We start from the raw sequence: 12,967 nt of genomic DNA on the forward strand, positions 1-12,967 counted from the left end.
TTTTTAATTCAGAATATTAGGTAATGAAATACTGAACAATACAATAATCACAAAATAGCCCAATAATATTGCCACCTCTTTTTTACCTGAGTAGTAGGTAACCTCTAGACCTTCGTTCACTTTTCTTTTTACGGTATAACTCACAGCAAGAGCAACTAAAATTGTTACCAAACAACCTAAAGCATTCCACCAGAACCAAAATATTTGTGGTACGTATAGCCATAAGTAAATATTGAACAACACCCCTACTACGATACCGATATTGGCACCAAGTGCATGTGTTCTTTTAGTAAGAATTGCCAAAATAAAAGCTGCTAAAATAGGACCGTAAAAGACAGAACTAATTTTATTAATAACTTCTATAACAGTACCTTCAATATTACCTGCAAAAAATGCAAAGAACAGACATACCAGACCCCAAAAAATAGATAGTAATTTTGAGTAGGTCATGTACTTTTTATCAGGCATGTTTGGATTGAATCTTTTCACAAAATCTTCCATAGTTACCGCAGATAAAGAATTCACTGTAGAACTCAACGTAGACATAGCTGCAGACATAATGGCCACAATCAAAATACCTATCACTCCATTAGGAAGGTATTTTATGATAAAAACCGGCACCATTAAATCTGCCTTTTTACCGGCTAGAGAGCCAATATTGGCTTGATACACAGTTTCCATCTGTTCTTGAAAAGTTACATCTTGCATTAATAATGTACCCAGTACAAGCCCCATAATACAATAGGTCAATGTAAAGGGAAAACGAAGGAGTCCGTTTGCCATCATCAATTTTTTCAGGTTAGACATGCTACTAGATGATAACAATCGCTGCGACTGAGTCTGATCTGTACCGTAATAAGAGGCATAAAGAAAAAATCCGCCGATTACCATGGGCCAAAAACCGAATTCATCATTTCCATCAGCATTGTTGAAACCCCATTTACTAAAATCTACAGCAGTAATTCTATCGGTATCCACATGGGTAAGAAAATTATCTACTCCGCCAAGCTCACTAAATCCGAAATAAAGACAAATGATAATACCTATAAACAGGATACTCATTTGAATAACATCTCCCCAAATCACCGCTTTCATTCCGCCTTGAAAAGAATAAACCATGGTTATGAGACCAATAATTAAAATAGAAATCCAAAACTCTAATCCGATAGTAGCTTGTAAAATTAACGCCATGGTATACACCATAACACCTGTAGCTACCGATCTACTAATTTGAAAAACAAAGCTTATCAATAATCGAGAAGAAGCGTCGAATCGTGTTTCTAAATATTCATAAACACTAACTATACCTGATTTATATAACGTTGGCAATACTGCAATTAATAAAAATGCCATAGCCAAGGGCACACCTAACTCATAGGTAAGCCATTGCATACCACCACCTTCTTTTAGACCTACAAATGCAGGTGCGGAAATAAAGCTTATAGCAGATAATTGTGTTGCCATTGCTGATAAACTTAAAGGCAACCATGATGTTTTACGACCACCTAAAAAGTAATCACCACCCGTGTTATTATCCTTGAACATAAAGCCCAATCCTAAAAAACCCACTAGGTAAACGACAATAATAATGTAATCTACATAATTCATATCCTAGTTTTTATTTTTTTTAATCAAAAGCCCTACTCCTAAAATACCCATTATATAAAATCCGATTAAAAAATAGTCAATGTAATTCATTTTTAAACCTTTAAATTTTTTATAAAAATCACTATGGTGTATTCACCATATCAATAAACAAAGCTGCACTCCATGAAAAATTGTTGCCGCCATAACCAGGCGTGTTTTCTTCACCAGTATCTTTTCTACAATCAAAATATTCGTAGAAGCCATATTTCTCTATAAGCTCAATACTATCGTGCTTCATGCGTGCTGCAACATCTGCAAATCCATAATTTTTAAGTCCTAGAAAAAGCATCCAGTTCATATTGATCCAAACAGGTCCTCTCCAGTATTTTTTAGGATTAAATCGATCATTTGTAGGATCAAAAGAAGCACAAAGGTATTTGTCGTCTCCTCCAAACTTATCCATCATAGTTTTTACTAAAACCTTCGCTCTTTCTGGAGAAGGGATGTTTGCAAACAATGGAGAAAAAGATGAAGATGTTATATGCCTAATAGGTTTTTCATTTCTTAAATCGTAATGCACATAAGCACCTAATTCAGCATCAAATAATTTATTATTAAAGCTTTCAATGCTTTTCGATTGCCATTTTAAAATGGTCTTAATTTTATCTTCATTTCCACCAATCATAATGTACATATCGACTAATGCCTGATTAGATTTAATCAACATGGCATTGAACAAAGGATCTTGAACCAAAAAGGGTGAAAGCTCCGCTATTTTAGCATCATCATAATTGTTTTCCTTGGCAATATCTATGATATGTAAATAGTGATCATATTCTCTTTTAGTCGGGCGCTGAGATGCATCTACATGTGTAGTATCTTTTCTAACAAAAGTATATTCTGGCGGATTCATCGTTTTCCAGATATCATCCCAAACAGGAGAATTATCTGTACCAGATTCCCAGTTGTGATAGATGTACACCAAACCTTCATCTTGAGGATCTCTATTTGAATAGAAGTAAGCGTGATTTTCATATACCTTATCAATTTCTTCTTTGATAAAATTTAGCATATCTTCTTTATCTTCTGCAATACGATACATTTCTTGCAGTACAAAACCCGTTACCGGTGGCTGCGTCATGCCCGTAGATCTATACTTTTTTGAAGATAATGGGTGTAATTCAGATTGATGAAAATCTGCCCCAGGAAAATAAGAATCGTTCTCTGTATGAAAAACGATATGTGGTATAAAACCATTACCCCATTGTGCATCAAGTAAGGTTCTCATTTCGGTTTTTGCCTTTTCTACATCGTAATGAGCAAAACCTATGGCAATAAATCCAGAATCCCACTTCCATTGAAAAGGATATAAACCTGCACTAGGTATAGTAAAACCACCTTCTTGAAAATTTGCATCTAATACTGCAATTGCTTTTTTATATAATTCTTCCTTCATATTATCTAGTAAATAACCTTGGGACAAGCCCGCAAGGCATTGAATTGAAAACATAATTAATATTTCGACGCAAGCGTCTGAACATTTAAATCTCGATTATCGAGTAAAAAAACACATTGGCAATTCTCCAACCACCAATGTGCTTATCAAATAAACTTAAACTAACAACAAATACTTTTTAGAAATTAAAGGTCGCCGTAACGAACAATCTTCTAGGTAAAATTGGTCTACCAACAAAAAACTGAGACTCTGTTTGACCAGCTGAACCTGCTCTAGGATTACCTTCTGTAATACCATCACTATCGAATAGGTTAAAAACTGACACCCCTAAACGAACCGACTGGTTGTTATCTTCTTTTGAAAATGTATAACCTGCACCTAGTCTACCTATTGTTATGGCATCTAATTCTATATTATTGGTGTCATCTGTAAATTTTGCACCAGTATAGTTGAATCCAAAATTTGCATCGAAGGCAGCATTGTCATAATACAATCCTAATCCACCCAATAAGTTTGGCTGTCTTGCCAATTCGTTACCTACATTAGCTTCTGTAGAAGTACCATTTACTAAATCGAAATCGGTATTCTTTGTAATCTCATGGTCTTGATATGTTACATTACCACGAAGATTTAAGTATTGTGCAATAGAATAATCTCCAGTAGCTTCAATACCTATTGTTCTTGTATTTTGTTCTGCTCTTGTTTCATCTATTAATTGACCACCTACAATTGCTTGGCGAATAGATACACGATCTTTAAGACCTACATAGTACCCTGCAACAGATCCTGAGAATTTCTCGTTTCCGAATTTGGCACCAGCTTCAAATTGAATAATATTTTCAGCATCATAAGGACTTTCAGAAATACCAGGTACCGGAGCAAAACCTCTTAATTGCGGAAAGAAATATCCTTTAGAGAAGTTAGCATATAGGTTGGTTGTTTCAGTTAACTCATACAAACCAGCTAAAGACAATGCCCAAGCACTTGCATTTACTTCTGTTCTTAAGAAAGAACCATCTGCAGTTTGTACATCGCTAAGTTCTGTAGTAATATCTGGAGTAGAATAAACGGTTTCGCTCATAATGCCACCACGACTGTTGATTGCATCTGTATGTTCCCATCTGAAACCAACATCAAAGCGCCATCTGTCTAAAATCATCTCATCTGTAACATATAATGCCACTCTATTTTGAGAAAGAAAGTTATTAGCTGTCTGACCAATACGGTTATAAAGTCCGCCTTGCGAATACACTACATTATCGCCACCAGCATCGGTATAATTTAAGTTTACCAATTGAGGGTTATTGTTGAATTCTGTCAATACTCTATATTGATAGTTAACGTCTTCAGCCTCTGTACGAGCTATATAAGAACCAACAGTAATGTTATGGTTACCACCATTTGCTGTTTCAATAGATTTTGTCAAATTAATTTCGCCAGAGTAATCTGTCATTGGGCGTAAACGATCTACATGTAAATTGTCGATTACTAAATCATTACCATTAATTTGAGAACCTGACCCACTTTGGTAAGCAGCAGTATACCCTAAGTTACCAGGAGCAATACTTTCTACATAATTATCTAAAGTGATAGGATTTCCGTTAGTACCGTTACCACCAACATAAAGTGCGAAATTGTGTTTGTAGTTGGCATATTTAATCTTAGAAGTCAATTTAAGATCATCTTCAAATCTGTAATTGAAATCTCCCATAATGTAACCACCTGTAGTTGCAACACCATCTGCAATCGGACTATTATATGTTCCACCAGGAGTGTTAAATGAGGTATTAGCTAAGTCACCAGATAATAACTGTTCAACTGGGTTACCATCATTACCGTTTATACGCTCTCTACTACCACCACTTAATGGAATAGGAAGGTAAAATTGTGCCTTATCGTCAATAAACTGTCCGCTTAAAGTAAAAGAACCGTTATCGAATTTCTTTTTGATGTTACCTCTAAATTGAACACCTTTTGTTGGTAAACCTACATCAATAGGACCTCTATCATGACGTACAAAACCTGTAAAGGCATAATAGGTATTAGAATCTTCACCACCTAATTGACCACCAGAATAAAAATCTGTTTTAATTCTACCTTGGTTGGCAACTTCAATATTAATAATGTTACCAGGGTTTGTATCACCTGTTTTACTTGTGTAGTTGATAATACCGGCAACAGAACCTGCACCGTATAATACGGCTGCACCACCACGAACAAATTCAACACCTTTAAAACCTATATCTGGCCTTGCATAGACATCATGCGCAGAAGAGTTTAGTCCGAAAGAACTAATCAAAGGCATACCGTCATACTGTAAAGGATTAAAAACATACTGACCACCAGAAGGCAAACCTCTAACGAATATGTTACTAGCCGTTTCACCACCACCACCTTCAGCGGTAATACCTGGTACACTTCTAAGAATATCTGCCTGACTGTTAGCGGATAGCTTAGTTATTTCTTTCATCTTTACAGAGCTAATAGATAAAGGAGCCTGCTTTTGAGAACGAAATGTACTTGAAGCCGTTAGTACAACTTCATCAAGTTGCTGACCACCTTCTTGCAGCACTACATTGACAATTTGTGCCGTACCGTTTAAGTCCAATGATTTGTCAACTGATGTAAACCCTATATATGATACACGTAAAATCTGAGCACCGGTAAGGTCTGTTGAAAAAGTAAAATTACCATCAAAATCTGATGTTGTACCCGATGTACTACCTGTAATTAAAATGTTAGCACCGGGAATTGGCTCTCCTGAACTGTCTGTTACGGTTCCTGAAATATCGGTCTGTGCAAAGGAGCTTGCACTGAATAGAAGTCCGATTACCGCAAAAATAATTTTCTTCATAATGTTTGAGTTTTTTTTAAGTTGAGTCGATTCAAATTATCAAATCGTTGATTATGAGACCAAATTATATGAATACCGCATTCTGTTAACCAAAAATTAACGAAATTTCTATGCAAACGTTTGCACAAACGTTTGCAATTTATTTTGTAGTATTGTATTTCTGATAAAATCATCATAATTCACTGATTTTCAATTATGAGTAAAAAGAGAAATACCACATTAAAAGAGTTATCTAAAGAATTGAGTCTGTCGATTTCCACAGTTTCTAGGGCTCTTAATGATCACCCCGATATTAGCCAGGGCACTAAAGAGCGGGTTAGAAAGCTGGCAAAGCAAATGAATTATGTACCCAATTTATTTGCGAGAGGCTTTAGATCTCGTGAAACACATATACTTGGTGTAATTGTTCCCAACATATCTCATTTGTTTACCTCAACTATTTTAAAGGGAATTTTGGAGGAAGCCGAACTACGCGGATATCGTGTTATTATTTCAGAATCGAACAATAATGAAGCAAAACAGGTGGAGATGCTGAATACCATGACCCAATTTGGGGTAGATGGTGTGCTAATGTCTTTATCTAGAAAGACAACCAACGTTGAAGAAATATTAAAAATACTAAATCGCATACCAATCGTGTTATTCGATAAAGTATCAAGTAAAATACCCTGTACACAAGTTGTAATCAATGAAGAGGAAGCTGCATTTAATGCCGTTGAGCATTTAATTGAACTGGGCAAACAGCGTATTGCCATTATTAAGGAAACGGAGAATTCTTATAATTCTGAAAAAAGGTATGCCGGTTATTTAAGAGCCTTAAATCAATACCGCATTCCTGTACGCAATAAGCTTATTTTAAGTACCGAAGATATTTCTTTAGGTAACGGAAGACGATTGACCAACATTCTATTAAGCATGAAGAAACGCCCTGATGCTATTTTCGCCATAACAGATAATGCTGCCATCGGCGCAATAAAGGCACTACATAAATTCAAAGTAAAAATACCTGAGGAAATAGCTGTAGTAGGTTTTAGTAACTCCATTAACTCCACCATCGTGAGTCCCGCATTAACCACAGTAGATCAACCAGGTGATAAAATAGGACGTACCGCAGTCCGATTTTTAATTCAAGAGCTTGAAAACCCGACCAATGATGTAATGACAAAAACTGTTGAAATCAAAACTAGCCTTATCGTTAGGGATTCTTCTTTTATGGTGTAACGTTACAGGACCTCTTAAAATAATTAGATATACGCTTTTCAAAGCCGAATATTACAACGGAATATTACCATGCTTCTTCTTGGGTAAAGTAGCTACTTTATTCTCTAGCATAGTGTACGCTTTTATTAATTTTCTTCTGGTATCTTTTGGTAGAATTACCTCATCTATAAACCCTCTTTGTGCTGCGCTATATGGGTTAGCAAATAATTCTGCATATTCTGCTTCTTTTTCTGCCAATTTCGCAACAGGATCATCAGAAGCACTTATTTCTTTCTTAAAAATAATTTCACTTGCGCCCTTTGCTCCCATTACTGCAATTTCTGCACCTGGCCAAGCATAATTTAAATCGGCTCCGATATGTTTAGAGTTCATTACATCATATGCACCACCGTACGCTTTTCGCGTAATAACCGTTACTTTAGGTACAGTTGCTTCACTTAAAGCATATAATAACTTTGCACCGTTGGTTATAATCCCGTTCCATTCTTGATCTGTACCCGGTAAAAATCCTGGTACATCTACCAATACTAAAAGGGGAATATTGAAACAATCACAAAAACGAGTAAAACGTGCTGCCTTTTTTGAACTATCAACATCTAAAACACCAGCTAAACTAATAGGCTGATTGGCAACAATACCAATACTTTTACCTCCAAGTCTTGCAAAACCTACAACGATGTTGTCGGCATATGCTTCATGAATTTCAAAGAAGGTATCTTCATCGATAATTCCGTTAATAACATTACGCATATCGTAAGGTTGATTTGCATTCTCAGGAACAATATCTTCTAATACATCGCGAACCTCATTACCTAACTCAAATGGCAAATCTGCTGGTTTATCTTCGCAGTTTTGAGGCATATAGCTAATCATCTGCTTAATCTGATTGATACATTGAATATCATTCGCAGCCGTTAAATGTGTTACTCCAGATTTGGTCGCATGTGTTAAAGCACCACCCAATTCTTCTGAAGTTACCTCTTCGTTTGTTACCGTTTTTACCACATTTGGCCCTGTAACAAACATATAACTAGAGTTCTCTACCATTAAAGTAAAATCGGTCATTGCAGGCGAGTAAACTGCACCACCGGCACAAGGACCCATTATGGCAGAAATTTGAGGAATTACTCCCGATGCCATTACGTTCTTATGAAAAATATCGGCATAGCCACCTAATGAACGAACCCCTTCTTGAATTCTGGCTCCTCCACTATCATTCAGACCAATCATAGGCACGCCTATTTTCATAGCCATATCCATAATTTTACAAATTTTTTCGGCATGGGTTTCAGATAGCGCACCACCAAAAACTGTAAAATCTTGTGCGAAAACGCAAACTTGCCTTCCGTTAATAGTTCCGTAACCTGTTACCACTCCGTCACCATAGAAAACTTGTTTTTCCATGCCAAAATCTTTGGTACGATGAGTTACTAAAGCTCCCATTTCTTCAAATGAGCCCTCATCTAACAAAAAATGGACACGTTCGCGAGCAGTTAACTTTCCTTTGGCGTGCTGTTTATCAATACGTACTTGACCACCACCTAATCTAGCCAATGCCAGTTTTTCTGCTAATATCTCTTTATTATCTTTCATTCTAGTCGTTCAAATCCTTTTTGTAATTCTACACCCTACTCTTCTTCCAATTTGAAGAAACCTTAGTCGGAATTTTTACTATTTTATCATTTTCTAAATACAGCTTCAAGGCAACTAATGCCGCTATTCTTCTTTCTTCAGCATACTGCTTTTCTAAATGCTCTGGAGAATAGTAGTTTTTGACAAAATGTGTATCGAAATTCCCTGATGTAAAAGCCTCATGCTCACATACAAATTTGCCAAAAGACAAAGTTGTTGCAACACCTTCTACTTTATAATTATCAATAGCTTTTATCATTAACTGAATAGCCTCTTCCCTATTCTTTCCATAGGTAATCAACTTAGAAATCATGGGGTCATAATAAATGGGAACCTCCATACCTTCTTCAAAGCCATCATCAACACGAATACCTTCCCCAACAGGAGTTTTATAAGTAGATAATGTACCGATACTCGGCATAAAATTAGCTAACGGATCTTCGGCATACACACGAACTTCAAGCGCATGACCTGTTATTTTCAAATCCTCTTGGGTAAAAGCCAACTTTTCGCCACGAGCTACTTTTATTTGTTGCTCTACCAAATCAATACCAGATATTAACTCAGAAACTGGGTGCTCAACTTGCAACCTTGTGTTCATTTCTAAGAAGTAGAAATTCTTCTTTTCATCAAGTAAAAATTCCACCGTACCAGCACCTACATAATCACACGCTTTCGCCACTTTAATAGCAGCTTCGCCCATCGCTTTTCTAATTTCAGGAGTCAAAACTGCTGACGGAGCTTCTTCCACTACTTTTTGATGCCTTCTTTGCACACTACATTCCCGCTCAAATAAATGAACCGTATTGCCATGCGTATCGGCAAGTACTTGAATTTCTATATGTCTAGGAGAGCCTACGTACTTTTCTATAAAAACAGAACCATCACCAAATGCAGCTAGTGCTTCACTGATAGCTCTATCCATTTGTTCTGGCAAATCTTTCAAGTTTTCAACAACACGCATTCCCTTACCGCCACCACCTGCAGAGGCTTTTATTAAAATAGGGAAACCTATTTGCTTAGCTACCTTTTCAGCCAAAGCAACGTCGGTTATTGCCTCTTCAATACCTGGCACCATAGGTATATCATAATCACGAACCGCTTCTTTCGCGGCTAGTTTATTCCCCATAACCTTAATAGCATGAGGCTTAGGACCAATAAAAGTAATGCCATTATCCTCAACCATTTGTGCAAAAACAGCATTTTCACTTAAAAATCCGTAACCCGGGTGAATACCTTCTGCTCCCGTCACCTTTGCCGCATCTATAACCTTCTCCATTACCAGATAAGATTCTGATGATGGCGCAGGACCTAACAATACTGCTTCATCGGCAAATTTTACGTGAGGCGAATGGCGGTCCACTTCTGAATAAACGGCAACTGTTTTTATTCCCATTTTCTGGGCAGTCTTCATTATTCGTAAAGCAATTTCACCTCTATTGGCTATTAGTATTTTTTTCATTTAAAACTTAATTTACTCGATAATCGAGATTTAACTAATGGGAACTTTTCTCGAATAATTAAAATCTTCATATTCTAAAATCCCATAAGGATGCCTTAATATATTTTCTATTCCATTTCAATGATCACCTGTCCTTTTTCTACAGCGTCGTCTTTCTTAATCTCAATAGATTTAATAATTCCTTCACCTTGCGCAAGAATAATATTTTCCATTTTCATTGCCGACAATACTAATAAGGGAGTACCCTCTACAATCTCTTGACCTACCTTAACCATTATATCAACAATTAACCCGGGCATTGGTGCTTTTACCTCATTCAATTTTTGAGTCGTTACTGCTAGCAATCCCATTTTTTTGACCTGCTGATCGTACTCGTCTTCAAGTTTAACTTCGTAAATATTTCCGTTGATAGACAATGACATCGTCTTGTTCATAAAATCGGAATGCACTATCTCCACCTCAAAAGCAGTATTATTATCTAAAACATGAAGATTTTTTGCATTCACTTTAATGCTATCTAAAGAATCGACATCGCTACTATTGCAGTGTAGCTCTTCTTCGTTTACGGTAATTAAATAGTTTGGCATATTTTATATTATAAAACAACTTATAGTGTGTACCAAAGATATTGAAAAAGTTTGGCGCTGATTTTCGCCTTATAAAAATGACCATCTATTTTATGAATTATAATAGTATCAAGTTCTATACTAGCATGTTTATACTATTAATAAAGTCAAAAAAATGCCGACTTAACTAATGTAATTGTACTACCCTTAGTATCTTTCGCCTCAGTTTTCATTTAAATACTTTTATTATGACTTCAGCCAACTCTGTAAAAGGTGCAAAGCAATCTTCTCTTGAACATCATTTCGCTAAATTCAAATCTCACGTAGTGGGTGAAAATGCGGTATTTAAGACGGTTTATGGTACTCAAAACCTGCTTTATGCAGACTGGATCGCTAGTGGTAGATTATATGGCCCCATTGAAGATACGATGAGAAACAAAATAGGTCCGATGATTGCCAATACGCATTCATTTTCAAGCGAAACCGGAAAAGCCTCTACCTATGCTTACAGACATGCCAGAGAAATAATTAAAAGGCATGTAAATGCAAATGAAAACGATGTATTAGTAACGGCTGGTACAGGTATGACAGGAGTACTTTCTAGACTACAGCGTATTATGGGACTCAGGTGGCCAGACGCTATCAAAAACAACATAAAGTTACCAGAGAACGAACGCCCTGTTGTTTTTATTTCTCATATGGAACACCATTCTAACCAAGTCCCTTGGATGGAAACCATTGCAGATGTAGTTATTGTACCTTCGGATGAAAATAATCTTATTTGTCCTGAAAAATTAAGAACTGAGGTTGAAAAATACGCAGATAGACCTCAAAAAATAGGAGCTTTTACAGCCTGTTCTAATGTTACGGGAATAATTTCTAGATACTACGAACTAGCAAAAGTAATGCACCAAAATAAAGGAATTTGTATCATGGACTTTGCTGCTTCTGCGCCATATGTAGAAATAGATATGCACCCTAAAGATCCAGAGGCGTATTTAGATGCCGTTTTATTTTCACCTCATAAATTTTTAGGAGGCCCTGGTACTTGTGGGGTACTGGTTTTTAATAAAAATCTTTATAATACCGATTGCCCTGATGTACCCGGTGGCGGAAATGTAAAATGGACCAACCCATGGGGCGCATACAGCTACCATACTGACATAGAAACAAAGGAAGATGGCGGGACTCCAGGTTTTCTTCAAGTAATGCGTACAGCGCTTGTTATACGTCTTAAAGAAAAAATGGGAACTACAAACATTGAAAAACGCGAAGAAGAATTATTAGCGCAATGTTTTACCGCTTTTAAGCAAATTGATGGATTGTTTGTCTTAGGAGAAAATGAAGCAAAACGTATAGGGGTTATTTCTTTCGGAATAAAAGGAGCACATTACAATTTAGTAGTTCGTTTACTAAATGACAGATTCGGAGTTCAAGTTAGAGGAGGCTGGTCATGTGCAAGTACCTATTGCCATTATTTATTTGGCATGGATACCGACTCGTCTATTACTATGACCAAAGATATTGAGAATAGTAATTTAACAGACAAACCAGGTTGGGTTCGCTTATCGCTGCACCCAATTACTTCGAATAAAGAATTAGTATATATCTGTGACGCCGTAAATCAAGTTGCGCAAAACTTTAAAGAATGGGGCGAAGATTACGTCTACAACCCAAAAAGCAACGAATTTGATTTTAAAAATAGTGGCGACCAGAAGATTATTGAAGAAGTAACAGATTGGTTTGCTATGTAGTTCACATCAAAACACTATTTATAAAATAATAAAGAAGGCTACTTATAATTAGGCAGCCTTCTTTATTTTATGCTATTTCTTCTATTTGAAAATTTCTTAAAGTAGATAATTACCTTTCTTTAATAATCAAGAAAAACAATTGTTTTAAATTCTGATTTAACAATAGGTTACCCGCAAGTTTTAGTGGTATACCGAATAGTACGCCGAATTTCTTATAATTACTTTGAAAGAGATCCTTGTATTGAAAAGTAGTATTTCTGCCTAAACAACGCGAAGCCGCACCAGTATTGACTAAAAACAAAAAATCCAACCTAAATAAATAGATTGGATTTCGCTTTTTGCTCCCCCTCTTGGGCTCGAACCAAGGACCCTCTGATTAACAGTCAGATGCTCTAACCAACTGAGCTAAGGAGGAAAATAACCCGTTTTAGTTTC

The 12,967-nt window shown here is 36.3% G+C and carries 8 protein-coding genes and 1 tRNA gene; 2 read left to right on the plus strand and 7 right to left on the minus strand.

The window, feature by feature from the left end; all coding sequences use genetic code 11:
- Positions 1-3: 3 nt before the first annotated feature.
- The 3 genes from ACJJVT_RS14960 to ACJJVT_RS14970 form a co-directional block, all read right to left on the minus strand.
- Positions 4-1,608 carry a sodium:solute symporter gene (locus tag ACJJVT_RS14960; RefSeq protein ID WP_405399764.1) on the minus strand — a complete coding sequence of 535 codons (1,605 nt, stop codon included), beginning with the start codon at positions 1,606-1,608 and terminating at the stop codon, positions 4-6.
- A gap of 121 nt (positions 1,609-1,729) precedes the next feature.
- Entirely contained in the window at positions 1,730-3,043 is a 1,314-nt protein-coding gene (locus tag ACJJVT_RS14965) for an amylo-alpha-1,6-glucosidase (RefSeq protein ID WP_405399766.1), read from the minus strand.
- A gap of 178 nt (positions 3,044-3,221) precedes the next feature.
- Positions 3,222-5,897, minus strand: coding sequence for a TonB-dependent receptor domain-containing protein (locus ACJJVT_RS14970; RefSeq protein WP_405399767.1), 2,676 nt, complete (start codon positions 5,895-5,897; stop codon positions 3,222-3,224).
- A gap of 195 nt (positions 5,898-6,092) precedes the next feature.
- Here ACJJVT_RS14970 and ACJJVT_RS14975 point away from each other — a divergent pair, with 195 nt between their 5' ends.
- Complete coding sequence (locus tag ACJJVT_RS14975; RefSeq protein ID WP_405399769.1) at positions 6,093-7,118, plus strand: LacI family DNA-binding transcriptional regulator; 1,026 nt, start codon at positions 6,093-6,095, stop codon at positions 7,116-7,118.
- A gap of 51 nt (positions 7,119-7,169) precedes the next feature.
- Here the strand turns inward: ACJJVT_RS14975 and ACJJVT_RS14980 are convergent, their stop codons facing one another.
- From ACJJVT_RS14980 to ACJJVT_RS14990, 3 genes are all read right to left on the minus strand, one after another.
- Positions 7,170-8,711, minus strand: coding sequence for an acyl-CoA carboxylase subunit beta (locus tag ACJJVT_RS14980; protein WP_405399771.1), 1,542 nt, complete (start codon positions 8,709-8,711; stop codon positions 7,170-7,172).
- A gap of 28 nt (positions 8,712-8,739) precedes the next feature.
- Positions 8,740-10,212: an acetyl-CoA carboxylase biotin carboxylase subunit gene (gene accC / locus ACJJVT_RS14985; RefSeq protein ID WP_405399773.1), complete on the minus strand. Its 1,473-nt coding sequence runs from the start codon at positions 10,210-10,212 to the stop codon at positions 8,740-8,742.
- Positions 10,213-10,319: 107 nt separating this feature from the next.
- A complete protein-coding gene (locus ACJJVT_RS14990) occupies positions 10,320-10,799 on the minus strand; it encodes a biotin/lipoyl-containing protein (protein WP_405399775.1) in 480 nt (159 codons plus the stop codon).
- 227 nt (positions 10,800-11,026) lie between these two features.
- Between ACJJVT_RS14990 and ACJJVT_RS14995 the strand changes: the two genes are divergently transcribed.
- Entirely contained in the window at positions 11,027-12,532 is a 1,506-nt protein-coding gene (locus tag ACJJVT_RS14995; RefSeq protein ID WP_405399776.1) for an aminotransferase class V-fold PLP-dependent enzyme, read from the plus strand.
- Positions 12,533-12,873: 341 nt separating this feature from the next.
- Here the strand turns inward: ACJJVT_RS14995 and ACJJVT_RS15000 are convergent.
- A tRNA-Asn gene (locus ACJJVT_RS15000) sits at positions 12,874-12,947 on the minus strand.
- Between the last annotated feature and the right edge of the window lie 20 nt (positions 12,948-12,967).

It is taken from the genome of Maribacter sp. Asnod2-G09 (genome assembly GCF_045063795.1).
Taxonomy (GTDB): Bacteria; Bacteroidota; Bacteroidia; order Flavobacteriales; family Flavobacteriaceae; genus Maribacter.